General features: G+C 74.6%; 26 protein-coding genes, 1 tRNA gene and 1 pseudogene. 14 read left to right on the top strand and 14 right to left on the bottom strand.

Translation table 11 applies throughout. The features are described 5' to 3' along the window. Positions 1 to 24 precede the first annotated feature (24 nt). Complete coding sequence (locus ACYVJ4_RS09425) at positions 25 to 699, top strand: MerR family transcriptional regulator (protein WP_460459868.1); 675 nt, start codon at positions 25 to 27, stop codon at positions 697 to 699. Here ACYVJ4_RS09425 and ACYVJ4_RS09420 read toward each other — a convergent pair. Genes ACYVJ4_RS09420 through ACYVJ4_RS09405 form a run of 4 tightly spaced genes read right to left on the bottom strand, consistent with a single transcriptional unit; the run spans position 680 to position 3,243 of the window. Next, positions 680 to 1,150, bottom strand: coding sequence for a RidA family protein (locus ACYVJ4_RS09420; protein WP_460459867.1), 471 nt, complete (start codon positions 1,148 to 1,150; stop codon positions 680 to 682). The two genes, ACYVJ4_RS09425 and ACYVJ4_RS09420, sit on opposite strands and share 20 nt — an antisense overlap. Continuing rightward, positions 1,150 to 1,299 carry a DUF4177 domain-containing protein gene (locus ACYVJ4_RS09415; protein ID WP_460459866.1) on the bottom strand — a complete coding sequence of 50 codons (150 nt, stop codon included), beginning with the start codon at positions 1,297 to 1,299 and terminating at the stop codon, positions 1,150 to 1,152. Before ACYVJ4_RS09415 ends, ACYVJ4_RS09420 begins: the two co-directional genes overlap by 1 nt. A 19-nt stretch (positions 1,300 to 1,318) precedes the next feature. Continuing rightward, positions 1,319 to 2,002 (bottom strand): response regulator transcription factor, encoded by a 684-nt coding sequence (locus ACYVJ4_RS09410; RefSeq protein WP_460459865.1) that lies wholly within the window; start codon positions 2,000 to 2,002, stop codon positions 1,319 to 1,321. Further along, positions 1,999 to 3,243 (bottom strand): sensor histidine kinase, encoded by a 1,245-nt coding sequence (locus ACYVJ4_RS09405; RefSeq protein ID WP_460459864.1) that lies wholly within the window; start codon positions 3,241 to 3,243, stop codon positions 1,999 to 2,001. Before ACYVJ4_RS09405 ends, ACYVJ4_RS09410 begins: the two co-directional genes overlap by 4 nt. 206 nt (positions 3,244 to 3,449) lie before the next feature. Between ACYVJ4_RS09405 and ACYVJ4_RS09400 the strand changes: the two genes are divergently transcribed. From ACYVJ4_RS09400 to ACYVJ4_RS09380, 5 genes are read left to right on the top strand one after another with little or no spacing between them, the layout of a single operon-like run. Then, a complete protein-coding gene (locus tag ACYVJ4_RS09400; protein WP_460459863.1) occupies positions 3,450 to 4,061 on the top strand; it encodes a phospholipase A2 in 612 nt (203 codons plus the stop codon). Beyond that, positions 4,058 to 5,491 (top strand): alpha/beta-hydrolase family protein, encoded by a 1,434-nt coding sequence (locus tag ACYVJ4_RS09395; protein WP_460459862.1) that lies wholly within the window; start codon positions 4,058 to 4,060, stop codon positions 5,489 to 5,491. Before ACYVJ4_RS09400 ends, ACYVJ4_RS09395 begins: the two co-directional genes overlap by 4 nt. Positions 5,492 to 5,498: 7 nt before the next feature. Continuing rightward, positions 5,499 to 6,317, top strand: coding sequence for an alpha/beta hydrolase family protein (locus ACYVJ4_RS09390; protein ID WP_460459861.1), 819 nt, complete (start codon positions 5,499 to 5,501; stop codon positions 6,315 to 6,317). A 9-nt stretch (positions 6,318 to 6,326) separates the two neighbouring features. Continuing rightward, the gene (locus tag ACYVJ4_RS09385; protein WP_460459860.1) at positions 6,327 to 7,343 is read left to right on the top strand and encodes an ArsA-related P-loop ATPase; all 1,017 of its coding nucleotides are present in this window, start codon (positions 6,327 to 6,329) and stop codon (positions 7,341 to 7,343) included. Continuing rightward, positions 7,340 to 8,521, top strand: a complete 1,182-nt coding sequence (locus ACYVJ4_RS09380; RefSeq protein ID WP_460459859.1) for an ArsA family ATPase — start codon at positions 7,340 to 7,342, stop codon at positions 8,519 to 8,521. Before ACYVJ4_RS09385 ends, ACYVJ4_RS09380 begins: the two co-directional genes overlap by 4 nt. 7 nt (positions 8,522 to 8,528) lie before the next feature. On the opposite strand, the gene ACYVJ4_RS09375 is transcribed toward ACYVJ4_RS09380, so the two are convergent. Next, entirely contained in the window at positions 8,529 to 8,840 is a 312-nt protein-coding gene (locus ACYVJ4_RS09375) for a WhiB family transcriptional regulator (protein ID WP_460459858.1), read from the bottom strand. A 245-nt stretch (positions 8,841 to 9,085) separates the two neighbouring features. Between ACYVJ4_RS09375 and ACYVJ4_RS09370 the strand changes: the two genes are divergently transcribed. Then, on the top strand, positions 9,086 to 11,509 hold the full coding sequence (locus ACYVJ4_RS09370) for a penicillin-binding protein (RefSeq protein WP_460459857.1): 2,424 nt from the start codon (positions 9,086 to 9,088) through the stop codon (positions 11,507 to 11,509). Between the two features lie 47 nt (positions 11,510 to 11,556). Here the strand turns inward: ACYVJ4_RS09370 and ACYVJ4_RS09365 are convergent, their stop codons facing one another. Beyond that, complete coding sequence (locus ACYVJ4_RS09365) at positions 11,557 to 12,012, bottom strand: GatB/YqeY domain-containing protein (protein WP_460459856.1); 456 nt, start codon at positions 12,010 to 12,012, stop codon at positions 11,557 to 11,559. Positions 12,013 to 12,049: 37 nt separating this feature from the next. Between ACYVJ4_RS09365 and ACYVJ4_RS09360 the strand changes: the two genes are divergently transcribed. The 4 genes from ACYVJ4_RS09360 (at position 12,050) to ACYVJ4_RS09345 (ending at position 15,492) form a co-directional block, all read left to right on the top strand. Further along, a complete protein-coding gene (locus ACYVJ4_RS09360; RefSeq protein ID WP_460459855.1) occupies positions 12,050 to 12,985 on the top strand; it encodes a metallophosphoesterase in 936 nt (311 codons plus the stop codon). 145 nt (positions 12,986 to 13,130) lie between these two features. Continuing rightward, positions 13,131 to 13,204: transfer RNA gene (locus ACYVJ4_RS09355), tRNA-Pro, on the top strand. Positions 13,205 to 13,278: 74 nt separating this feature from the next. After that, positions 13,279 to 13,641, top strand: coding sequence for a UBP-type zinc finger domain-containing protein (locus ACYVJ4_RS09350; protein WP_460459854.1), 363 nt, complete (start codon positions 13,279 to 13,281; stop codon positions 13,639 to 13,641). A gap of 42 nt (positions 13,642 to 13,683) precedes the next feature. Then, positions 13,684 to 15,492 (top strand): S9 family peptidase, encoded by a 1,809-nt coding sequence (locus ACYVJ4_RS09345; RefSeq protein WP_460459853.1) that lies wholly within the window; start codon positions 13,684 to 13,686, stop codon positions 15,490 to 15,492. An 86-nt stretch (positions 15,493 to 15,578) separates the two neighbouring features. On the opposite strand, the gene ACYVJ4_RS09340 is transcribed toward ACYVJ4_RS09345, so the two are convergent. The 5 genes from ACYVJ4_RS09340 to ACYVJ4_RS09320 all read right to left on the bottom strand — a co-directional run bounded on the left by ACYVJ4_RS09340 (position 15,579) and on the right by ACYVJ4_RS09320 (position 18,967). Further along, positions 15,579 to 16,265, bottom strand: coding sequence for a TetR family transcriptional regulator (locus ACYVJ4_RS09340; RefSeq protein ID WP_460459852.1), 687 nt, complete (start codon positions 16,263 to 16,265; stop codon positions 15,579 to 15,581). Further along, on the bottom strand, positions 16,255 to 16,692 hold the full coding sequence (locus tag ACYVJ4_RS09335; protein ID WP_460459851.1) for a DCC1-like thiol-disulfide oxidoreductase family protein: 438 nt from the start codon (positions 16,690 to 16,692) through the stop codon (positions 16,255 to 16,257). The genes ACYVJ4_RS09340 and ACYVJ4_RS09335 overlap by 11 nt, the downstream gene beginning before the upstream one ends. Positions 16,693 to 16,694: 2 nt before the next feature. Then, positions 16,695 to 17,132, bottom strand: a complete 438-nt coding sequence (locus ACYVJ4_RS09330; protein WP_460459850.1) for a hypothetical protein — start codon at positions 17,130 to 17,132, stop codon at positions 16,695 to 16,697. A 13-nt stretch (positions 17,133 to 17,145) separates the two neighbouring features. Next, a complete protein-coding gene (locus ACYVJ4_RS09325) occupies positions 17,146 to 17,541 on the bottom strand; it encodes a hypothetical protein (protein ID WP_460459849.1) in 396 nt (131 codons plus the stop codon). Positions 17,542 to 17,680: 139 nt separating this feature from the next. Further along, positions 17,681 to 18,967: an aspartate kinase gene (locus tag ACYVJ4_RS09320; protein ID WP_460459907.1), complete on the bottom strand. Its 1,287-nt coding sequence runs from the start codon at positions 18,965 to 18,967 to the stop codon at positions 17,681 to 17,683. Between the two features lie 130 nt (positions 18,968 to 19,097). Between ACYVJ4_RS09320 and ACYVJ4_RS09315 the strand changes: the two genes are divergently transcribed. From ACYVJ4_RS09315 to ACYVJ4_RS09305, 3 genes are read left to right on the top strand one after another with little or no spacing between them, the layout of a single operon-like run. After that, positions 19,098 to 19,514, top strand: a complete 417-nt coding sequence (locus ACYVJ4_RS09315; RefSeq protein WP_460459848.1) for a VOC family protein — start codon at positions 19,098 to 19,100, stop codon at positions 19,512 to 19,514. Between the two features lie 26 nt (positions 19,515 to 19,540). Further along, positions 19,541 to 19,768, top strand: a complete 228-nt coding sequence (locus ACYVJ4_RS09310; protein WP_460459847.1) for a maltokinase N-terminal cap-like domain-containing protein — start codon at positions 19,541 to 19,543, stop codon at positions 19,766 to 19,768. Then, positions 19,738 to 20,175 (top strand): maltokinase N-terminal cap-like domain-containing protein, encoded by a 438-nt coding sequence (locus ACYVJ4_RS09305; RefSeq protein WP_460459846.1) that lies wholly within the window; start codon positions 19,738 to 19,740, stop codon positions 20,173 to 20,175. Before ACYVJ4_RS09310 ends, ACYVJ4_RS09305 begins: the two co-directional genes overlap by 31 nt. Here ACYVJ4_RS09305 and ACYVJ4_RS09300 read toward each other — a convergent pair. The 3 genes and pseudogenes from ACYVJ4_RS09300 to ACYVJ4_RS09290 all read right to left on the bottom strand — a co-directional run. Continuing rightward, positions 20,172 to 20,765: a DUF5063 domain-containing protein gene (locus ACYVJ4_RS09300; protein ID WP_460459845.1), complete on the bottom strand. Its 594-nt coding sequence runs from the start codon at positions 20,763 to 20,765 to the stop codon at positions 20,172 to 20,174. The two genes, ACYVJ4_RS09305 and ACYVJ4_RS09300, sit on opposite strands and share 4 nt — an antisense overlap. Next, positions 20,758 to 21,357, bottom strand: coding sequence for a recombination mediator RecR (gene recR, locus ACYVJ4_RS09295; protein ID WP_460459844.1), 600 nt, complete (start codon positions 21,355 to 21,357; stop codon positions 20,758 to 20,760). Before recR ends, ACYVJ4_RS09300 begins: the two co-directional genes overlap by 8 nt. 53 nt (positions 21,358 to 21,410) lie before the next feature. Further along, positions 21,411 to 21,740: pseudogene (locus tag ACYVJ4_RS09290) on the bottom strand (hypothetical protein); the annotation flags it as partial.

Here is a 21,740-nt window from a genome sequence, read left to right as displayed (position 1 = left end):
CGGATCGCATCGGGAGGGCATCGGATGCGTCGTGAGTACACCCTGGCCGAGATCGCCTCGGCCGTGGGCATGACCGAGCGCAACGTGCGGGCCTACCGGTCGCGGGGGCTGATCCGGCCGCCGCGCATGCGCGGGCGCGTCGGCTACTACGCGCAGGAGCACCTCGCCCAGCTGCGGCTGGTGCAGGCGCTGCTGGGGCGCGGGCTCTCCCTGGCGGTCATCACCCAGCTCGTCGAGCGCGGCGTGGCGCACACCGAGCTCGCGCGGCTCCTGCGCGACGAGCTGGCCTCGGGCGAGCTGGTCGAGCTCTCGTCGCTGACCTACGAGGAGCTGGAGCGGCTCGAGCCCGGGCTGGTCGACCGCATGGCCGACCTCGGGCTGGGCTCGCGCACCGCCACCGGCTACCGCAGCGACCCGACCTTCTTCGCGCTGTCGAACCTGCTCGTCAGCCAGGGCGTCTCGCCGCTGGACGTCGCGCGGATCAGCCAGCACTCCGCCGAGTGCGCGCAGCAGCTGGCCGACCGGCTGCCCTCGCTGGAGGTCGACCCCGAGGCCCGCACCGCACCGCTCGACGGCGCCGACGCCCCGCCGACGCCGGCCGACCTGCAGCAGTGCGCGGTCGAGCTGGCGACCACGGCCTTCCGGCTGGCCCTCACCACCCGGATGAAGGCCGGGACGCTCAGCGCACCCGCACCGTGATCTCGACCTCGACCGGCGCGTCGAGCGGCAGCACCGCGACGCCCACCGCGCTGCGCGCGTGGATGCCGGCGTCGCCGAAGGCCTGACCCAGCAGCTCGCTGGCGCCGTTGACGACGCCGGGCTGGCCGGTGAAGCCCGGCTCGCTCGCGACGAAGCCCACGACCTTGACGACGCGCGCGACCTGGTCGAGGTCGCCCACGACCGACTTCACGGCGGCCAGGGCGTTCAGGGCGCACGTGCGTGCGAGCTCCTTGGCCTGGTCGGGGGACACCGAGCCGTCGCCGTCGCCGACCTTGCCGGTGGCGGCGAGCTGGCCGCCCACCATCGGGAGCTGGCCCGACGTCCAGACCAGGTCGCCGTCGCGCACCGCGGGCACGTACACGGCGACCGGCGGGGCGACGTCCGGCACGCTCAGCCCGAGGTCGGCCAGCCGCTGCTCGACGCCGCTCATCACTTCTCCCGCTTCAGGTAGGCGACGAGGTTGCCCCCGTCACCGGTGACGACCTGCACGAGCTCCCAGCCGTCCTCGCCCCACTGGTCGAGGATCTGCTTGGTCGCGTGCACGATCAGCGGCACGGTCGCGTACTCCCACTTGGCCATGCGCGGCATCCTGCCACCCTCACGTGCTCGGCCGCACCAGACCCGTCTCGTAGGCGAGCACGACGGCCTGGGCGCGGTCGCGCAGGTCGAGCTTGGTGAGGATGCGCCCGACGTGCGTCTTGACCGTCTGCTCGGCCAGCACCAGCTGCGCGGCGATCTCGCCGTTCGACAGCCCGCCCGCCACGAGCTGCAGCACCTCGGTCTCGCGCGGGGTCAGCGCGTTGAGCCGGGCCGGGCGCGCGGACGACGACGCCGGACGTCGCGCGAACTCCTCGATCAGCCGCTTGGTGATGGTGGGGGCGAGCAGGCCGTCGCCGGCGGCCACGACGCGGACCGCCTGCACCAGCTCGTCGGCCCGCGCGTCCTTGAGCAGGAACCCGCTGGCGCCGGCCCGCAGCGCCTCGAACACGTAGTCGTCGAGGTCGAACGTCGTGAGCACCAGCACCTTGGGGTGGCGGTCGCCGGGCAGCGCCATGATCCGCCGGGTGGCCTCGATGCCGTCGAGCACGGGCATCCGGATGTCCATCAGGACCACGTCGGGCTCGCGCCGGCGCACCGCGGTGACCGCCTGCTCGCCGTCCTCGGCGTCGCCGACGACCTCGATGCCCTCCTGGGCACCGAGCAGCGCGGCGAACCCGGCACGCACCATCGCCTGGTCGTCCACCACCAGCACCCGCACGGTGCCGGTCGGTCGTTCGCTCACGGGTCCCCCAGCGGCAGGACGGCTCGGACGGCGAACCCGCCCTCGTCGTCCGGGGCCGCCTGGAGCGTGCCGCCCTCGGCGACGGCGCGCTCGCGCATCCCGATGATGCCGTGCCCGCGCTCGGCCTGTCCCGCGGCGGGCTCGCGCAGCGGCCCGGCGTTGCGGACGTCGAGCAGCAGCGCGCCGTCCTCCTCGTGCAGCCGCACGCGCACGGGCGCGCCGGGGGCGTGCCGCGCGGCGTTGGCCAGCGACTCCTGCACGATCCGGTACGCCGCGAGGGCGGTGCCGGGACGCAGGTCGCCGGACGACGGCACGGCCACGTCGGCGTCCACCCGCTGCCCGGCTCGACGCGCGCCCTCGACCAGGTCGTCGAGCTGCTCGAGCCCGGGCTGCGGCGCGTGCTCGGCCTCGTCGTCCTCGTTGCGCAGCACGGCCAGCAGCGCCCGCGTCTCCTGCAGGGCCGCCCGGGCCGAGCCGCTGATCGACGCCAGCTCCTCGCGCGCGGCGTCCGGCAGGTCGGGGATGCGGTAGCCGGCGGTCTCGGCCTGCACGACGACGAGCGACATGTGGTGGGCCACGATGTCGTGCAGGTCGCGCGCGATCCGCGCCCGCTCCTCCAGCACCACCCGGCGCTCCTTCTCGGCCGTCGTCACCTGGGTCTGGCGCGACAGCGCGCGGTTGGTGACCGCGAGCCGGCCGACCAGCAGGCCGATCACGACGATGATCGAGACGCCGACCATCCAGCCGGTGCGCAGGTCCTCTCGCGTGCCGTAGGCGAAGAGCAGCACCGTGCCCGCCCACGCGCCGACGACGCGACGCAGCGGCTCGCGCGCGGCCACCGCGAAGAGCAGCGCGAAGATCACCAGCGAGTGCAGCGTGAGCCACATCCACGGGTCGGTGTCGGTGAGCGGCAGGGCGAGCGACAGCAGCAGCGCGGAGACCGCCGACACCAGCCAGCCGACGGCGGGCCGCGCCAGCACCAGGGCGAAGGGCATGCCCACCAGCAGGCCGACGAAGGGCATCAGGCCCCAGCCCAGCCGGTCGACGTCGTAGACCTCGGCGCTGGTGCCGAACCCGATGGCGCTCAACCCGATCGCGACGACCCAGACCAGGACGCCGAGCGGCACGTGGCGGTGCGCCAGCCGTCCGAGGCGCAGCCCGCCGCGGCCCAGCGCACGCATCGGCCAGCCCAGCACCCGCAGGCCCCGCAACCGACGTCCGCACCACCTCAGCACTCGCACCGGATCACCGTAGGCGCCGGCACGGCCCTCGGTCGTCATACCAGCGGGGTACTTCGACCCCCTACCGCCTGCGTACGCGCCGCCTCGGACCAGAACCTCGGTGGCACAACGGATCTGGCACCCCAGGCCGACGACCCGGCACCCACCTCGTCCATACCTTCCCCGCACCGCCGGCCATCCGGGCCGGTCGAGAGGGAGGTCGGGACATGGGACGCCGGATCGGGGCGCTGGTGCTGGGGCTGCTGGTGTTCGTCGCCGTGAGCGGCTCGCCGGAGCGAGCCAGCGCGCAGGGCACGGGGGACGACCGCAGCGCGGCCTCGGCCGTGCGCGCGCTGACGAGCAGCACGGACGACGCCACCGCCGACGACCTGCCGGCCGACTTCACGCAGGTGATGGGCTACACGCCGCAGGTGCAGCAGGTCGGCGGGCGGGACGTGCTGCTGCGCGCCGACGGCGGCTGCTCGTCGCCGCTCGGTGCCACGGCCTACGACTTCACGCCCGCCTGCCGCCAGCACGACCTCGGGTACGACGTGCTGCGGTACGCCGACCGCAAGGGCCACCCGCTCGGCAGCTGGGCGCGGCACGCGGTCGACCAGGCCTTCTCGACGCACCTGCACCAGGGCTGCGACACCCGGGCGTGCGCGGCGCTCGCCGACGTCTACGCCGGCGCGGTCGACCTCAACTCGGTGCGGCAGCGCTACCTGGTGCCGTCGGTCGAGACGCCGTTCCACTGGCTGGCCGCGCTGCTCGCCGGGCTGGTCGCGTCGCTGCTGCTGCTCGGCCTGCGCCGGGCTCGCACCGCGGCGGTGATGGCATGAGGCGCTGGGCCGCCGGTCGCGCGCCGGTCGGGCTGCCGGTGCTCGCCGCCGCCGTCGGGCTCGCGATGTCGCTCGTGCCGACCCTGCTGCCCCGACCCGTTCTCGTGCAAGGGATCTTCTCGGCCGTCGTCCTGCTGCAGTCGTACGCGATCGGGACGCTCGTGCGCTCGGTGGTGCGGGCGGGCTCGGCCGGACGTCGTCCGGCGTGGTGGTCGCAGGTGCGCACCTGGCGGGTGCAGGTGCCGCTGGCCGTCACCGCGTTCGGCGTCGTCGCGGCAGGAGTGCTCGCCGGGTCGGCGCGCACCGGCGCGCTCCTGCAGCGCATGGGCGAGGCCCCGCTGCCCCTGACCAGCACGCTGCTCGCCGCGCTGCTGGCGACCGGCATCGGCGTGGCCGTGCTGGTGCTGGTGCGGGGCGTGCGCGCCCTGGCCGGGGTCGTCCTGCGGTCGCGGCGCGCCCGGGTGGCGCTGCTCGCCCCGGCCCTCGCGCTCGCCACCACCGTCGCCGCCCTGCCGACCGCGCTCCCCGCCCAGGCGGCGGGCACCAGCGCGGTCTCCGACCCCTCGACGTGGGGCGGCAAGGGACGGCAGTTCCTGCACGGCACGCCGACCGCCGCGCAGGTGAGCCGGGTGACCGGTCGCCCGGCGGCGCGGCCCCTGCGGGTCTACGCGGGCCTGGACGTCGCGACGTCGCCGGAGCGGCGCGCCGACCTCGCCGTCGAGGAGCTGGCCCGCGAGGGCGGTCTGCGGCGCGCGGCGGTCGTGGTCGTCGTCCCGACGGGCTCGGGGTGGGTCGACCCGGCGGCGGTCGCGTCGGCCGAGTACCTGTACGGCGGGGACGTCGCCACGCTGGCCGTGCAGTACGCACGGACGCCGAGCTGGGTCGCGTACCTGCGCGGCACCGAGGGCGCTCGCGAGACCGCGGCCGCCACGCTGGAGTCGTTGCAGCGCAGGGTAACTGCGCTGCCGTCGTCCGAGCGCCCGCAGGTGCTGGTGTTCGGCGAGAGCCTCGGCGCCCTGGCCGGGCTGATGTCGCAGCCGGACGTCGACGCGCTGCGCCGGCGCACCGACGGCGGGCTGTGGGTGGGCGTGCCGGCCCAGGCGCGCGACCGGGCCCGGCAGCTGGCGGACGACCCGCGGCAAGCCGTGCTGGTGCACGCCGACGACCCGGTGGCGGCCTGGTCGCCGCGGCTCGCGGTCGAGCGCACGCCGGAGTGGCACCGCACCTGGATGCCGGTCGTCACCTTCTGGCAGGCGGGCGCCGACCTGGTGTCGGCCTACTGGACGCCGGACGGCTTCGGCCACCGGTACAGCCGCGAGCTCGTCGACGGGTGGCGGCAGGCGGCGCAGCCCGACGAACCCGGCACGCCGACGTCCAGGCGGGTGCCGGCGGTGCGCGACGCGGTCGGCGCCCTCGCCTCCGTCGGGTGAGGGCAGGATGGGGCGGGTGAGCGACCCCCGCGCCGTCCTGGACGACCCCGGCACGCCGCCCGACGCGACCGTCACCTACGGCCCGCTGCCCGAGCACGTGGCCGACCTGTGGTGGCCGGCCGACCGCGAGCGCCCGGCGTCCCTGGTCGTCGTCGTGCACGGCGGCTTCTGGCGCTCGGAGTTCGACCGGCTCCACACCCGCGCCCAGTGCGCCGGGCTCGTCGCGGCCGGCTTCGCGGTGGCGGCGGTCGAGTACCGGCGCACCGGCCAGGAGGGCGGGGGCTGGCCCGGCACGTTCGAGGACGTCGACGCCGCCCTGCGCAGCCTGCCCCGCCTGGTGGTCGAGGCGGCGGCCGCCGCGGGCGGCGTGCGCCTCGACCTCGACCGGACCGTGCTGCTGGGCCACAGCGCGGGCGGCCACCTCGCGGCGTGGGCCGCCACCCGCGGCTACCCGGGCGTGCACGGCGCCGTGAGCCTGGCCGGCGTCCTCGACCTGCGGCTGGCCCACGAGCTGGCGCTCGACCCCGAGCCCGGCGGCCCGGCGGTGCACCTGCTGCTCGGCGGGACGCCGGACGACGTCCCCGAGCGCTACGCCGAGGCCGACCCGACCCGCCTGGGCACGCCCGCGGTCCCCGTCGTCGCGGTGCACGGCGACGCCGACCGCACCGTGCCGGTCGCGCTCAGCCGCTCGTACGCGAGCGCCACCGGCCAAGCGCTCGTCGTCCTGCCCGACGTGGAGCACTTCGCGGTGATCGACCCGACGTCGGCGGCCTGGCCGCACGTGCTGGAGCAGGTCCGCGCGGCGGCCGCGCCTACCCCTGGGTAACGTCGAGCCATGCCGACCCGCACCGCGACCCGCGGCGCCGCTGCCCGCGAGCGCGACTGGGACGGCGTCCGGCTGCACGTCGTCACCGGCAAGGGCGGCACCGGCAAGACCACCGTGGCGGCGGCGCTCGCGCTCGGCCTGGCTGCCGACGGACGACGGGTGCTGCTGGTCGAGGTCGAGGACCGCCAGGGCATCAGCCAGCTCTTCGACGTCCCGCAGCTGGGGTACACCGAGCAGCGCATCGCCGGCGCCGCGGCCGGTGGCGAGGTCGTGGGCCTGGCCGTCGACGCCAAGGCGGCGCTGCTGGAGTACCTGCAGATGTTCTACAAGCTCGGCCGCGCCGGCGGGCTGCTCGAGAAGTTCGGCGCCATCGACTTCGCCACGACGATCGCGCCGGGCGTCCGCGACGTCCTGCTCACCGGCAAGGTCTACGAGGCCGTGCGGCGGCGCGCCGGCGGTCGCCCGGTGTACGACGCCGTCGTCCTCGACGCCCCGCCGACCGGCCGCATCACGCGCTTCCTCGGGGTCAACACCGAGGTGGCCGGGCTGGCCCGGGTGGGGCCGATCCGGCACCAGGCCGACTCGATCACGACGCTGCTGCAGTCCCCGCAGACCGTCGTCCACCTCGTGACCCTGCTCGAGGAGATGCCGGTGCAGGAGACGGTCGACGGCGTCGCCGCGCTGCGGGCGGCCGACCTGCCGGTGGGCGGCGTGGTCGTCAACCTGGTGCGCGACCCCGTGCTCCCCGCGCGGCGGCTGGCCGCCGCGGCCAAGGGCCGGCTGGACGGCGGGGAGGTGGCCGAGGGCCTTGCCGCCGCCGGTCTGCCGCACGCGCCGGACGACGTCGCCGCCCTGCTCGCCGAGGCCGAGGAGCACGCCCAGCGGGTGGCGCTGCAGAAGGGCGAGCGCGGCGACATCGACGGCCTGGGCCGGCCGGTGTACGAGCTGCCCGCGGTCACCGGGGGCGTCGACGCCGGCGCCCTCTACGCGCTCGCCGAGCTGCTGCGCGAGCAGGGGATGGCATGAGCCCGGCCCGCCAGCGCGGCGAGCGGCGCAGCAGTCGGCCCGCGCCGCTCGACCTCGACCCGGTGCTGCGCGACCCCGCCACCCGCATCGTCGTCTGCTGCGGCTCGGGCGGTGTCGGCAAGACCACGACCGCGGCCGCCCTGGGCCTGCGGGCGGCCGAGCAGGGCCGCAAGGTCGTGGTGCTGACGATCGACCCGGCGCAGCGGCTGGCCCAGTCGATGGGCCTGACCGCGCTCGACAACACCCCGCGCGAGGTCAAGGGCGTCGACACCACGAGCGGCGGCCGGCTCGACGCGATGATGCTCGACATGAAGCGCACGTTCGACGAGATCGTCGAGCAGCACTCCACCGCCGACAAGGCCGCGCAGATCCTGGCCAACCCCTTCTACCAGGCGCTCTCCAGCTCGTTCGCGGGCACGCAGGAGTACATGGCGATGGAGAAGCTCGGCCAGCTGCGCGCCGAGGCCGACCGCGACGGCACGTGGGACCTCGTGGTGGTCGACACCCCGCCCTCGCGCTCGGCCCTGGACTTCCTGGACGCGCCGCAGCGGCTCGGCTCGTTCCTCGACGGACGCTTCATCCGGCTGCTCGCCACGCCTGCCAAGGCCGGCGGGCGCGCGTACCTCAAGGCCTTCTCGGCCGGCGTCAACGCGGTCACCGGCACCCTGACCAAGGTGCTCGGCGCGCAGGTGCTGCGCGACGTCCAGACGTTCGTGGCCGCGCTCGACACGATGTTCGGCGGGTTCCGCGAGCGCGCTGACGCCACCTACCGCCTCCTGCAGGACGACGGCACGGCCTTCGTCGTCGTCGCGGCCCCCGAGCGCGACGCGCTGCGCGAGGCCGCGTACTTCGTCGAGCGGCTCGAGCGCGACGCCATGCCGCTCGCCGGACTGGTGCTCAACCGCGTGCACGAGCTCGAGCACCCGGCGCCGTCCGCCGAGCGGGCGCTGGCCGCCGCCGAGACGCTCGCCGAGGACAAGCAGCACCTGCTCACCCAGCAGCTGCTGCGGCTGCACGCGGACCGGGTGCGCGTGGCCGAGCGCGAGGACGCCGTGACGGCGCGGTTCGAGGGGGCGCACCGGGCGGTGCCGGTGCGACGGGTGCGGGCCCGCGCGCAGGACGTGCACGACCTGCCGGGGCTGCGCGAGATCGGCGCCGACCTGGCCGGCGCGGGCTAGCGCGGGGTCAGACCGCGACGTCCGCGGAGCCGCCCTGCAGGTGCTCGGCGCGGGCGGTCTCGAGCAGGCGGCGCCACGAGACGACGTTCGGGCGCTTCTTGAGCAGGGCCCGGCGCTCGCGCTCGGTCATGCCGCCCCACACGCCGAACTCGGTGCGGTGGTCCAGGGCGTCGGCGAGGCACTCGGTGCGCACGACGCAGCCCATGCAGACGGCCTTCGCGCGGTTCTGCTCGGCGCCCTGCACGAAGAGGTCGTCAGGGTTGCCCCGGCTGCACGCGCCGCGCATCGCCCAGTCGCCGTCCCACGGCTGCTCGCTCATGATCTCGCTCATCCCCAGTGCTCCCCTTGCCGTTCGCCGGACGGCACCGTGCTGGCTGTGCGACGATGCCCCGTCCCCTCTCCGACGACGGTAGGGATCGGCCCTGCTGGGCGGCTATGACCCGTTCCGGCCATTCCTGCGCCACGGATGACTAGTCATCGAGGGGGTCCTCCCGCGCGCCGGGTTACCCTGGACCGGTCTGCCGAGCGCCGTGCGCGCGCCGGCACCCGAGCGTGAGGAGCACGATGTCGCTGCGAACCGACGACCGCGGCAGCGGTCTGGCCGGGATCCTGACCCTCCTCGCGGCGCTGGTCGGCACGTCGGTCGTCGCGGGCCTGATCGGGGCCGGGCTGTTCATGCCGGCCGTCGGTGCCGCGGGCGCCACGGCCCGCACCGGGGTCGACCTGTTCGACGCGCTGCCCGCCGAGCTCGAGCAGAGCCCGCTCGCCCAGCAGTCACGCATCCTGGACGCCGACGGGCACATCCTGGCCACCTTCTACAACGAGAACCGCGTCGTCGTCCCGCTGAAGAAGATCGCGCCGGTCATGCGCGAGGCCCAGGTCGCGATCGAGGACACCCGCTTCCGCCAGCACGGCGGCATCGACCCCAAGGGCCTGCTGCGCGCGGTGGTCAACAACGCGAGCGGCGCCGACACCCAGGGCGCCTCCACGCTGACCCAGCAGTACGTCAAGCTCACGCTGCAGGAGAACGCGATCTACGCCGGTGACGACGAGGCCGCCGCGGCCGCCGTCGACAAGAACGTGGGTCGCAAGATCCAGGAGATGAAGTACGCGGTCGCGCTCGAGAAGAAGCTGACCAAGGACCAGATCCTCGAGGGCTACCTCAACATCGCCTACTTCGGCGACGGCGCCTACGGCGTCGAGACCGCGGCGCGGCACTTCTTCTCGACCAGCGCGGCCAAGCTCACCCTGCCGCAGGCGGCGCTGCTCGCCGGCCTGGTGCAGCAGCCCGGCCGGTTCGACCCGCGCAAGAACCCCAAGGCCGCGCTCACCCGGCGCAACGTCGTGCTGGCCCGCATGCTCGCCACCGGCGCCATCACGCAGAAGCAGCACGACAGCGCCGCCAAGACCAAGATCGGCCTGAAGCTGCGCCCGGCCGGCAACGGCTGCGACAGCTCGGCCTACCCCTTCTTCTGCAACTACGTCTACCGCCAGATCCTCACCAACAAGGCGTTCGGCGCCACCGAGCAGTCCCGGCGCTCGCTGGTCTTCCGCGGCGGCCTGACGATCCGGACGACGCTCGAGCCCAAGGTGCAGGCGGCGGCGCAGAAGGCCGTGCACGACAAGGTCGCCCCCCGCAACAAGAGCAACGTCGCCGCGGCCATCTCGGTCGTCGAGCCCGGCACCGGCAAGGTGCTCGCCATGGCCCAGTCGCGCCCGTTCGGCCGCAACAAGAAGAAGGGCCAGACGACCGTCAACTACAACACCGACTCGGACTACGGCAGCAGCCGCGGGTTCCAGCCGGGGTCGACGTTCAAGGCCTTCACGCTCGCGGCGGCCCTGGCCGACGGCAAGTCGCTCAGCACCGTGATCAACGCCCCGCCCGGCGGCACGCCGTTCCCGGCGAGCGACTTCCCCAACGAGGGCTGCTGGCCGCTCGACCTGTCGACCACGCCCTACTCCCCGTTCAACTCCGAGGGTCGCGAGGTCGGCAACTACACCTTGCGCAAGATCACCGAGGACTCGGTCAACACGGCCTTCGTGCGGCTCGAGTCGGACGTCGGCGTCTGCAAGGTCAAGGCCATGGCCGAGAACCTCGGCATGCACGGCGCGGTGACGAGCACCGACGGCGGGATCGACAAGGCGACCAACGAGATCCGGCCGCGCCCGTCGATGACGCTGGGCGCGCAGGAGGTCGCCCCGCTCACCGTGGCCGCCGCCTACGCGACGTTCGCCGCCGACGGCGTGTTCTGCTCGCCGATCTCGATCACCTCGGCCACCACGCTGGCCGGCAAGTCGATCAGCGTGCCCAAGCCGTCGTGCGACCAGGCCATCGACGACAACGTCGCCCGCGGCGTCACCGCCGCGCTCGAGGACGTCATCAAGTCCGGCACCGCGGCCCGCGCCCCCAAGATCGGGCGCCCGGCCGCCGGCAAGACCGGTACCGCCAACGCCTCGCGCGCGACGTGGTTCACCGGCTACACCCCGCAGATGGCGGCCTCGGTGTGGTTCGGCAACCCCGACGTCAGCAAGCCGATGAAGAACATCGACACCGGCGAGGGCTACTACGGCAGCCAGATCTACGGCGCCACCGTGGCGGCGCCGATCTGGTCGGCCTTCATGTCCAAGGCGCTGAGCGGGATGCCGGTCGAGCAGTTCGGCAAGCCGAACGACAAGATCGTGTTCGGCGAGCGCGTCACCGTGCCGGGCGTGCAGGGGCAGAAGATCGAGGACGCGACGCGCACGCTCGAGGGCGCCGGCTTCAGCGTCACCGTCGGCTCGCCCAAGGCCTCGGCCGTGCCCGCCGGGTACGTCGCCGAGCAGAACCCGCCGGGCGGCTCGCGCGTCACCGCCGGGACGACGATCACCCTGTACCCGAGCACCGGCGTCGCCCCGCCGCCCACGCCCACGGGCGGCCCGACGGTCGGGCCGACCGGACCGGGCAACAACCCGCCCACCAAGAAGCCGCGCAAGCCCCGCAAGCGCTAGCCCGCGGTGCGTCGCGGGCCTCGCCCTGGTCCGCCGCGGTGGCGCTGTCAGCTGCTGAGCTGGCGGCGCACCTCGGCGGCCACCCGGCCGCCCTCGGCGCGCCCGGCCACGGCGGCCTGCACGACCTTCATGACCTGCCCCATCGCCGCCATGCCCTGAGCGCCGGTGTCGGCGACCGCCGACGCGACCAGCTCGGCCAGCCCGGCGTCGTCCAGCTGCGCGGGCAGGTAGCCCTCGACGACGGCCAGCTCGGCCTGCTCGCGCTCGGCCCGCTCGGGCCGGCCGCCCTCGGCGAACGCCGTGGCCGCCTCGCGACGCTTCTTGGCCTCGCGACGCAGCACCACCTGGACGTCGTCGTCGCCGAGCTCGCGCGCGACGTCGCCGGCGACCTCCTCGGTGGTGATGGCGGCGAGGACCATGCGCAGCGTGGCGGTGCGCACCTCGTCACGGGCCCGGATCGCGGCGGTCAGGTCCTCGCGCAGGGTGTCCTTGAGGCGGCTCATGCGGCGAGTCTGCCAGCCGGTGGCAGGATGGGCGCCCATGAGGCCGGTCACCGCAGCGCTGGGCGTCGCGGGGCTCGGGGCGGCGTTCGTGGCCGGCTGCGTCGTCGAGAGCCGGGCCTACGTGCTGCGCCGGGTCGAGCTGCCGGTGCTGGCACCGGGGGCGCGGTCGTTGCGCGTGCTGCACCTGTCGGACCTGCACCTCACGCCGGGCCAGCGGCTCGAGCGCGACTGGGTGCGCGGGCTGGCGGCGCTCGAGCCCGACCTCGTGGTCGACACCGGTGACAACCTGGCCCACGTCGACGCCGTGCCGAACGTGCTCGCGGCCCTCGAGCCGCTGCTCGAGCGGCCGGGGGTGTTCGTGCTGGGATCCAACGACTACTTCGCGCCGGTGCCGAAGAACCCGGCGCGCTACCTGCTGCCGCACGGCGGGCGCCGGCGGTTCACGGCGCGGCGGCTGCCGACGTCCGCGCTCGTCGACGGGCTGCGCGGCGGGGGCTGGGTCGAGCTGACCAACCGGCGCGACCGCCTGGACGTCGGCGGGCTGGGCCTGTCGTTCGTCGGCGTCGACGACCCGCACCTGGGGTACGACCGGTTCCCGCCGGCCGACGACGCGGCGCGGGCGGCGGCGACGTCGTCCGACCTGCACGTCGGCGTCACGCACGCGCCGTACACCCGCACGCTGGACGCCATGGCCGCCGACGGCGCGCGGCTGGTGCTGGCCGGGCACACGCACGGCGGGCAGCTGCGGGTGCCGGGCGTCGGGGCGCTCGTGACGAACTGCGATCTCGACCGCCGCCGCGCCCGCGGCGCGTCGCGCTGGTGGACCGGCGCCGCCCGCGTGGCCGCCGACCACCTGCCGCCCGCCGACGCCGCGTGGCTGCACGTGAGCGCCGGGCTGGGCACCTCGCCGTACACGCCGGTGCGGTTCTGCTGCCGCCCCGAGGCCACCCTGCTCACCCTCACCGCCCCCTGACCTCTTTCCCTCGCCGGTGCCGGTTTCCCTCCCAGATGCCGCTGCGGCAGGCCCTCCAGCGGCACGGGTGAGGGAAAGCGGCTCTGGTGGGGGAACCGATTTCAGGACGGCGGCCGGGCTCGGCTACGATGACACGGCTCAGCCACGGGGTGTGGCGCAGCTTGGTAGCGCGCGTCGTTCGGGACGACGAGGCCGCAGGTTCAAATCCTGTCACCCCGACGCACGTGGAGGCCGGACGGCAGCAGCCGCTCCGGCCTCCTGCACGTCCGGGGGCAGAGGCGCATACTCGGGCGATGAGCGCTGAGAGCCCCGAGGGCACCGTCGAGGTCGACCCGGGCGTGCCGCCGTCCGGCACCGGGTGCCAGGAGTGCGAGGCCGCGGGCGGCTGGTGGTTCCACCTGCGGCGCTGCGCCGCGTGCGGTCACGTCGGCTGCTGCGACACCTCGCCGAACCAGCACGCCACCGCGCACTTCCGTGCCACCGGCCACCCAGTGATGCAGAGCTTCGAGCCGGGCGAGGACTGGTTCTGGGACTTCCGCACCGAGGAGGCGGTCGAGGGTCCGCGGCTGGCCGACCCGCAGAGCCGGCCCGACGACCAGGGCGTGCCCGGCCCGACCGAGCGCGTGCCCGAGGACTGGCGCAGCCACCTCAACTGACCTCGCGCCACCGCGGCGGACGTCGCGTGGCAGGCTCGCGCCATGAGCACGCCAGACTGGGAAGCCCGGTTCCGCGCCCGCCGGCTCGGCCTGCCGCACGCCGCCCGCGACGCCGAGCACCGCACGGTCGCGGTCGCCACCACCGCCGACGGCACGATCGAGCTGCACTGGTGGACCGTCGGGGACGACGAGCCCACGCCGGCCACGCACCGGCCCGAGGGCACGGCGCACGGGGGCCTGGACCCCGCCGGCGAGCAGCTGTGGTGGTTCGACGACCGCAAGGGCGACGAGCGCGGCGTCTGGGTGCGCCAGCCCTACGGCTCCGAGCCCGGCTCGCACGAGCCCGCCACCGACCTGTCGCACGCCTACAGCGCGGGCCTCGCGCTGGGTGACGACGGCCTCGCGGTGGTGGGCAGCACCGACGAGGAGTACGGCGTGCGGGTGCACGTGGTGCCGCGCGGCGAGCCGGCCCGGCTGCTGTACGAGCACGTCGAGGAGGCCTACGTCGGCGACCTCTCGCGCGACGGCTCGCTCGTCGTCCTCGCGCACAGCGAGCACGGCGACTCTCGCCACCCCGCGGTACGGGTCGTGCGCACCGCCGACGGCAGCACCGTCGCCGACCTCTGGGACGGCGAGGGCAAGGGCCTGCACCCGCTCGGGTTCTCACCGGTGCCCGGCGACCAGCGGGTGCTCGTCAGCCACGAGCGGGACGGCGTGCCCGCCCTGCTCGTCTGGGACCCGGTCGACGGCACCGACCGGCCGCTGCCGCTCGACCTGCCTGGCGAGGTCGAGGACGCCGACTGGTGGCCCGACGCGCGCAGCGTCCTCGTCGCCGTCTCGCACGAGGCCCGCACCCGCCTGTTCAGCGTCGACCTGGAAAACGTTGCGGCACAGCCGTTCGGGCCGTCGTCCGGCACCGTGACGTCGTTCGACGTGCACTCCGACGGCGAGGTCTGGGCGTCGTGGTCGTCCGCCGCGCAGCCCACGTCGGTGCGCCGGCTGGACGTCGAGCGGGTGGACGACGGCGAGGTGCTGCTGCGCCCGCCCGGCCCGGCCGCCCCGCCCAGCGTGGCCGTCGAGGACCTCTGGGTCGACGGCCCCGGGGGCCGCATCCACGCGCTGCTGCGGCGACCGACGTCCACCGGAGCCGTTGCGGCGCAAGGGAAGCTGCCGCTCGTCGTCGAGGTGCACGGCGGCCCGACCCACCACGAGGTGGACTCGTTCGCTCCTTACCCCAGCACGTGGGTCGACCAGGGCTTCGCCGTCGTGCAGGTCAACTACCGCGGCTCGACCGGCTACGGCTCGGCCTGGCGCGACGCGCTGGAGGACCGGGTCGGGCACGTCGAGCTCGAGGACGTGCTCGCCGTCCGCGACCACCTGGTCGAGAGCGGCATGGTCGACGGCGAGCGGGTCGTCCTGGCCGGGGCGTCGTGGGGCGGCTACCTGACGCTGCTCGGCCTCGGCACCCAGCCCGGACGGTGGGCGCTCGGCCTGGCGGGAGTGCCGGTGGCGGACTACGTCGCTGCCTACGAGGACGAGATGGAGGGGCTCAAGGCGTTCGACCGCTCGCTGTTCGGCGGCTCCCCGACCGAGGTGCCCGAGCGGTACCGTGACTCGAGCCCGATCACCTACGTCGAGCAGGTCGACGTCCCGGTGCTGGTGCTGGCCGGCGAGAACGACCCGCGCTGCCCGATCCGGCAGATCGACAACTACCTGGCCCGGCTGGCCGACCTCGGGGTGCCGCACCAGGTGTACCGCTACGACGCCGGCCACGGCTCGCTGGTCGACGACGAGCGGGTGCGGCAGATGCGGGTCGAGCTCGACTTCGTCGCCGAGCACCTCCCCCGCTGACCCCGAGCCGTTGCGTCCGAAGATCTGGTCGCGGTAGCGACCGATCCTTCGGACGCTAGGCACCCGGCCGGACGGCGGGGGCGGGCTCAGGCGGAGCGCAGGTCGCGCGCGAGGTCGAGCAGCTCGTGGACGGCGGGACGCAGCGGCCGCAGCCGCGACAGCCCGACCAGCTTGTCGAGCAGCGGAGCCGTGCGGCGCACCAACATCCGGGTGCGCTTCTGCCCGGGGGTCTTGTCGTGCACCCACATCAGCACCACCCCCATGTGCGCCAGCCACATCAGCTCGGGCAGCTCGGCCCGCAGCCTCGCGTCGGCCTTGGTCTCGGCACCCTCGACCACCGAGCGCATGATCGCCGTCGAGGCCTCGCGCGCCGGTGTGCTCTGCGAGCTGAACGGGCTGAGCGGGCTGTCGGGCGACGCCGCCACGGTGAAGAACTGCCCGGCGAACTCGTGGTACCGCTCGGCGACGTCGACGAACGCCTCCTCGCACCGCAGCCACCGGTCGGCCAGCGACGTCGCGCCCGCCATCCGCCGCTCGGCCTCGACGGCGTGCAGCGCCTGCATCTGGTCGTAGAACCCCTGCACCAGGTGCTCTTTGGACCCGAAGTAGTAGTACGCGTTGCCGAGGCTCACGCCGGCCCGCTCGGCCACGGCGCGCATCGTCGTCCGGGCGTAGCCGCGCTCGTCGAAGAGCTCGAGCGCCGCGGCCACGATGCGCGCACGCGTCTGCTCGCCGCGGGCCGTCGCGGGCCCCGGGGTCTCGTCAGCCGGCACGAGGTGCACGGTACCCAGCCCCGTAAGGCGGCGACCCGCCCGTGGCGCACGACGGGGGCGGCGCGGACCCCTGCACCCGCGCCGCCACCGCCAGCGCCGTCGACCGCGCGTACGGCCGCCACCGCGGCTGCGCCAGCCGGTCGGCCAGCCCGCGGTGCGCCGCCGTCGCCCACAAGCACGCGATCCACGCGTCGCCCGCGGTCCAGACCGCGCCGGTGTCGGCGACGACCGTGACCTCCTCGCGCGTGCGGTCGTGGTCGATCCACGGGAACCGCCGGCGCGCGTCGTCCGAGCCGCACGGCACCCACTCGAGCGGCACCAGCTGCGCCGTGCCCTCGAGCCAGCCCCGCACCCACCGGCACAGCGGGCAGCCGGCGTCGTAGAGCACGGTCAACCGCCGGACGGCGGGAGCGGACGGCGCGCGCACGGTCAGGCCTGCTGGGGCGCGGCCGAGCCGGGCAGCTGCCACGGGTTCGCCGGACCTTGAGCGCTCGGCGGCACCGGCGGCACGGGCTGGTGGGCGAGGCGGTTGTGCCGACGCAGCCGCGACAGCACGAACAGGTTGCCGAAGTGCATGGCGCCCAGCACCAGCAGCACCCCGCCGAGCTTGCGCGACAGCGCCTCGACGGCCGAGCGGGCGTCGGGCACGGCGTCGCCGATCTTCAGCGCGAACGCGACGTAGCCGAGGTTGATCAGCCAGAAGCCGACGACCAGCAGGTGGTTGACCGCGCGGGCCATCTTCTCGTCGCCGTCGAAGACGTCGACCAGGAACAGTGCGCCGTTGCGGAACAGCGTGCGGGCCACCCAGGCGGTCAGCGCGATGCTGACGGCCGAGTAGGCGACGTAGCTGACGAGGACGGGGTCCATGCGGAGCTCCTTGCTAGACGGTGGGAAGGGGACGGCGCCGAGCGCGGAGCCGCCGGACGAGCAGCACGTCCACGACCGCCGCGAGCAGCAGCAGGGCGACACCGAGCGCCAGGACGGTGGGCTGGAACCACACCGCGGGCACGTCCTCGGGGTTCATCACGACCTGCTCCCCGCCGCCGGTGACGCCGAAGCCGCTGCCCGAGCTGGACGACGGGCTCGCCCCGGGGACGAGGGCCAGCAGCCCGTAGCCGACGTAGAACGCCGGCACGGCCACGACGCTGGCGGGCAGCGTGAGCGCTGCCGCCGCCAGGTAGAACCCGGGACTTGCGGTCACCAGCCAGCCCACGGCGAGCGCGCCGACCAGCAGGACGTACACCGCTTCCAGCGGGCTGGGGCGCAACGACCTCATCGCGTGCTCCTGACGTCGAGTTGAACGTGTTCAAGACAGACCGTAGCGCAGAACTTGAACGCGTTCAAGAGCCAGGACGCGACCGGACGACGAAGGGCACCGGCCGCTCGGCCGGTGCCCTTCGCGAGGTGGTGGGGAGCTAGCGCCCGGTGCCGCCGTAGACGACGGCCTCGACCTCGGTGGCGTCCAGCCCGAAGGCGGTGTGCACGGCGCGCACGGCGGCGTCGACGTCGTCCGCGCGGGTCACGACCGAGATGCGGATCTCGGAGGTCGAGATCATCTCGATGTTGACGCCGGCCGCCGCGAGCGCCTCGAAGAAGGTGGCCGAGACCCCGGGGTGGGTGCGCATGCCGGCACCGACGAGCGACACCTTGCCGATCTGGTCGTCGTACTGCAGCGAGGCGAAGCCGACCTCGGACTGGATCGCCTCGAGCGTCTGCATGCCGATGACGCCGTCGGTCTTGGGCAGCGTGAACGAGACGTCGGTCAGCCCCGTCGCCGCGGCCGAGACGTTCTGCACGATCATGTCGATGTTGATCTCGGCCTTGGCCACGGCCTGGAAGATCGCGGCCGCCTTGCCGGGGAGGTCGGGCACGCCGACCACGGTGATCTTGGCCTCGCCGCGGTCGTGCGAGACACCCGAGATGATCGCCTGCTCCATGTCCTGCCCGTCCTCGTCAGATCCGTCGATGGGGGTGTCGATGACCCAGGTGCCCTCGCGCCGGCTGAACGACGAGCGCACGTGCACGGGCATCCGGTAGCGCCGCGCGTACTCGACGCAGCGCAGGTGCAGCACCTTGGTGCCGCAGGCCGCCATCTCGAGCATCTCCTCGCTCGTGATGCGCGCCAGCCGCCGCGCGGTCGGCACGATCCGCGGGTCGGCGGTGAACACGCCGTCGACGTCGGTGTAGATCTCGCAGACGTCGGCTCCGAGCGCGGCGGCGAGCGCCACGGCCGTGGTGTCCGAGGCGCCGCGGCCGAGCGTGGTGATCTCCTTGGTGTCCTGGCTGACGCCCTGGAACCCGGCGACGATCGCGACGGCGCCGTCGTCCAGCGCCTGGCGGATCCGGCCCGGCGTGATGTCGATGATCCGCGCCTTGCCGTGCACCGAGTCGGTGATCACGCCCGCCTGGCTGCCGGTGTAGGAGCGGGCCTGGTGACCGAGGTCCTGGATGGCCATGGCCAGCAGCGCCATCGAGATGCGCTCGCCCGCGGTGAGCAGCATGTCGAGCTCGCGCGCGGCGGGCAGCGGCGAGACCTGCTGGGCCAGGTCGCGCAGGTCATCCGTGGTGTCGCCCATGGCCGAGACCACGACGACGACCTGGTTGCCGGCCTGGGCGGTGTCGACGATGCGGTGGGCGACCCGCTTGATGCTCTCGGCGTCGGCGACGGAGGAGCCTCCGTACTTCTGCACGACCAGGCCCACGGTGTCCTCCGGATGCTGCGACGACTCGGCGGCGAGTCTACCGAGCAGGCGCGACGGCTCCCCGGCCGGCCGGATGCCGAGACGCGCGTCTCGGCGCACGGGCAGCCCGGGCAGGACTACCGTCTGCGCCATGAGCCTGCGCCCCGCCGTCGTCGAGCTGGTCGTCACCGACATGGCCGCGACCCTCGCCTTCTACCGCCTGCTGGGCCTCGAGCTGCCGGACGACGCGGACACCGAGCCGCACGTCGAGCTCGACCTCGGGGCGATGAAGCTCGCGTTCGACACCGAGGACACGATCCGCAGCTTCGACGCCGGCTGGACGCCGCCGACCGGCGGGCACCGGGTGGCGCTCGCGTTCGAGTGCGACAGCGCCGCGCACGTCGACACGACCTACGCGCGCATCACCGCCGCCGGCCACACCGGTCACCTCGCACCCTTCGACGCGTTCTGGGGGCAGCGGTACGCCGTGGTGCACGACCCGGACGGCGTGCCGGTCGACCTCTTCGCCGCCTCGAACCCGGCGGAGGAGGGCGTGACCCCGGCCTGAGCCGGTCGGGTGGCATGCTCCCGCGCATGGCCGTCCACCACCCCGCGACGATCGTCCCGACCAAGCAGCAGCTGCTGGAGGACTGGGTGCCGCGCCAGCCGTGGGCGTCAGGCGTCGACACCTCGACGCTCACCCGGCTCGGCGCCTACCGGTTCGACGACCCGGACGGCGAGGTCGGCGTCGAGACCCACCTGGTGGGCACCGCCGGCGGCCAGGTGCTGCGGTGCCGCTCACCTACCGGGGCTCGCCCCTGACCGGCGCGGACGACGCGCTCGCGACCACGATGACGCACACGACGCTCGGCGACCGGTGGGTCTACGACGCCTGCCACGACCCGGTCTACGTGGCGACGCTGGTGACGGCGGTCGTCACCGGCGGCCGCGAGGCCGACCTGTTCCTCGCCGCGGACGACGGCCGGCTCGTGCCCGAGCCGATGACCACGCACGTGCGCGGCAGCCGGTCGCCCGGCCGGACGGTGCCCGCGCTGCAGCCACCGCAGGTCACCCACGACGGCACCGTGACGTCGGTCGCCGCCGGCGTCGTCATCGCCCTGCAGCGCGTGCCGCTGCCGGTGCGCGCGGGAGCGGCGGCGACGCTGACCGGCACCTGGCCGGGTCAGAGCACGCCGTTGCTCCTCGCGGAGGTCGAGCTACCCGGCTAGGGGTGCAGGGCGTCGAACTCGGCGTCGGCCACGACGTCGTCGTCGGCGTCCAGCCGCAGGTGGGCCAGGATCGACTGGACGACGCGCAGCGCGCTGGCCGCGCGCGAGCCCCAGCTCGACAGGTAGGAGAACTGCCACCACCACAGCGCCTCGTCGACGCGGCCGGACTCGAAGTGCCGCAGGCCGTGCGAGAGGTCGGAGGCGACGGTGGCCAGGTCGCCGGCGAGCGAGCCGTGCACGACCTCGGCCGAGACCACGGGGTCGACGACGTCGACGTACTCGTCCAGCCCCTCGAGGACGTTGGTCAGCGCGCCGTGCAGCGGGTCGACGTCCGGCTCGGGCCCGGCGTCGGGCTCGAACCGCTCGGACGGGACGACGTCGCCGATCGCCCCGAGGCGGGCGCCGGCCACGAGCACCTGGCTCACGGCGAGCAGCACGATCGGCAGCGCGACGTCCGGGCTGGTGCCGCTGGCCACGGTGGTGGTCGCCTCGAGGTAGGCGCGGACGTCGAGCGCGGTGTCGGCGGCCAGCCGGACCAGCTCGCCCCGCTCGTCCTCGGCGCGCTCGAAGCCGGTGGGTGCGTCAGACATCGAGCAGTCTCCTTCCCTCGAACGCTCGACCGAGCGTGATCTCGTCGGCGTACTCGAGGTCGCCCCCGACCGGCAGACCGGACGCGATCCGGGTGATCCGCAGCCCCATCGGCCGCAGCAGGCGGGCGAGGTACGTGGCCGTGGCCTCGCCCTCGAGGTTCGGGTCGGTGGCGATGATGACCTCGGTGACCGCCCCGTCGGCGAGCCGCGTCATCAGCTCGCGGGTGCGCAGGTCGTCCGGCCCGACGCCGTCGATCGGGCTGATCGCGCCGCCGAGCACGTGGTAACGGCCGCGGAACTCGCGGGTCTTCTCGATCGCCACGACGTCCTTGGGCTCCTCGACGACGCACAGCACCGTGGCGTCGCGGCGCGGGTCGCGGCAGATGCGGCACAGCTCGTCCTCGGACACGTTGCCGCACGTGCTGCAGAAGCGGACCTTGTCCTTGACCTCGGTCAGCGCCAGCACCAGGCGGCGGACGTCGGCGGGCTCGGCCGCGAGCAGGTGGAACGCGATGCGCTGGGCGCTCTTGGGCCCGACCCCGGGCAGCCGCCCGAGCTCGTCGATGAGGTCCTGCACGACACCTTCGTACACACGCGGCAGCCTACGTGCTCCCGCCGACGATCACGCGCTCGCCGGGCGGGTGGTCAGGAGTCGGTCTCGTCGATCACGGTGCCGCCGAGCAGCCGCTCGACGACCGGCCGGCCGACCAGGTCGCTGTCGTCGGCGTCGTCGTCGTCGACGCTCGGGACGTCGTCGACCGGCGCCACGCGCGTCGAGACCGGACGACGGGCCTGCTCGACCGCGGCGCGCGCGGCCTGCGCTCGTGACGGCGGCGGCTGCTGGGCGACCGGCGGTGGGGCTGGTTCGGGCTCCGGGTCGGGCTCGGGCTCGTCGCGCGGGGGCGGCGGACCCCAACCGTCGGGCTCGTCCGGCACCGGCGGGGTTCCGCGGTCGGCCGACGCCGGCGCCGGGGC

It is taken from the genome of Angustibacter peucedani (assembly GCF_054779595.1).
The sequence above is the reverse complement of the archived record's forward strand: the minus strand, read 5'-3'. Positions and strand labels throughout refer to the sequence as shown.

Coding starts and splice junctions, on each gene's coding strand:
- ACYVJ4_RS09425 (WP_460459868.1), top strand. CDS start 25: ATGCGTCGTGAGTACACCCTGGCCGAGATCGCCTCGGCCGTGGGCATG.
- ACYVJ4_RS09420 (WP_460459867.1), bottom strand. CDS start 1,150: ATGAGCGGCGTCGAGCAGCGGCTGGCCGACCTCGGGCTGAGCGTGCCG.
- ACYVJ4_RS09415 (WP_460459866.1), bottom strand. CDS start 1,299: ATGGCCAAGTGGGAGTACGCGACCGTGCCGCTGATCGTGCACGCGACC.
- ACYVJ4_RS09400 (WP_460459863.1), top strand. CDS start 3,450: ATGGGACGCCGGATCGGGGCGCTGGTGCTGGGGCTGCTGGTGTTCGTC.
- ACYVJ4_RS09395 (WP_460459862.1), top strand. CDS start 4,058: ATGAGGCGCTGGGCCGCCGGTCGCGCGCCGGTCGGGCTGCCGGTGCTC.
- ACYVJ4_RS09390 (WP_460459861.1), top strand. CDS start 5,499: ATGGGGCGGGTGAGCGACCCCCGCGCCGTCCTGGACGACCCCGGCACG.
- ACYVJ4_RS09385 (WP_460459860.1), top strand. CDS start 6,327: ATGCCGACCCGCACCGCGACCCGCGGCGCCGCTGCCCGCGAGCGCGAC.
- ACYVJ4_RS09380 (WP_460459859.1), top strand. CDS start 7,340: ATGAGCCCGGCCCGCCAGCGCGGCGAGCGGCGCAGCAGTCGGCCCGCG.
- ACYVJ4_RS09375 (WP_460459858.1), bottom strand. CDS start 8,840: ATGAGCGAGCAGCCGTGGGACGGCGACTGGGCGATGCGCGGCGCGTGC.
- ACYVJ4_RS09370 (WP_460459857.1), top strand. CDS start 9,086: ATGTCGCTGCGAACCGACGACCGCGGCAGCGGTCTGGCCGGGATCCTG.
- ACYVJ4_RS09365 (WP_460459856.1), bottom strand. CDS start 12,012: ATGAGCCGCCTCAAGGACACCCTGCGCGAGGACCTGACCGCCGCGATC.
- ACYVJ4_RS09360 (WP_460459855.1), top strand. CDS start 12,050: ATGAGGCCGGTCACCGCAGCGCTGGGCGTCGCGGGGCTCGGGGCGGCG.
- ACYVJ4_RS09350 (WP_460459854.1), top strand. CDS start 13,279: ATGAGCGCTGAGAGCCCCGAGGGCACCGTCGAGGTCGACCCGGGCGTG.
- ACYVJ4_RS09345 (WP_460459853.1), top strand. CDS start 13,684: ATGAGCACGCCAGACTGGGAAGCCCGGTTCCGCGCCCGCCGGCTCGGC.
- ACYVJ4_RS09330 (WP_460459850.1), bottom strand. CDS start 17,132: ATGGACCCCGTCCTCGTCAGCTACGTCGCCTACTCGGCCGTCAGCATC.
- ACYVJ4_RS09325 (WP_460459849.1), bottom strand. CDS start 17,541: ATGAGGTCGTTGCGCCCCAGCCCGCTGGAAGCGGTGTACGTCCTGCTG.
- ACYVJ4_RS09315 (WP_460459848.1), top strand. CDS start 19,098: ATGAGCCTGCGCCCCGCCGTCGTCGAGCTGGTCGTCACCGACATGGCC.
- ACYVJ4_RS09310 (WP_460459847.1), top strand. CDS start 19,541: ATGGCCGTCCACCACCCCGCGACGATCGTCCCGACCAAGCAGCAGCTG.
- ACYVJ4_RS09300 (WP_460459845.1), bottom strand. CDS start 20,765: ATGTCTGACGCACCCACCGGCTTCGAGCGCGCCGAGGACGAGCGGGGC.